Below are 255 nucleotides of genomic sequence, written 5' to 3'. Positions count from 1 at the left end.
TCCAAGACGAACCGGGCAACGGCGTAGACGAAGTCAGGATCGCCGTAGATCGCGTATTTCTTCCCGTGCAGCCAGGCTTGGCTATCTGCCATAGCGTCGACGAGACGGCCGCGTTCCAGGCCGATTGTCGGAGGAATTTCCTTGCCGGTAATCTCCGAGACCTTCATCAGGAATTCGTCGGTCGCCTGAACACCCAGCGGATAATGGAACGAAGCCGTAACCTGACCGACCTCCTTGCAATATTCCAGCGTTTTG

Annotated in this window: 1 protein-coding gene; it reads right to left on the bottom strand. The window is 56.5% G+C overall.

Features of this window, described 5'->3' with window-relative positions:
• Positions 1–255, bottom strand: a 255-nt coding sequence (locus tag K6N12_RS33880) for a nitrogenase component 1 (protein ID WP_281424342.1), incomplete at both ends; no start/stop codon positions are given.

It is taken from the genome of Rhizobium redzepovicii (genome assembly GCF_019793435.1).
Lineage (GTDB): Bacteria > Pseudomonadota > Alphaproteobacteria > Rhizobiales > Rhizobiaceae > Rhizobium > Rhizobium redzepovicii.
Note: the sequence above shows the minus strand (reverse complement) of the source record. Positions and strands in the feature narration are given on the sequence as shown.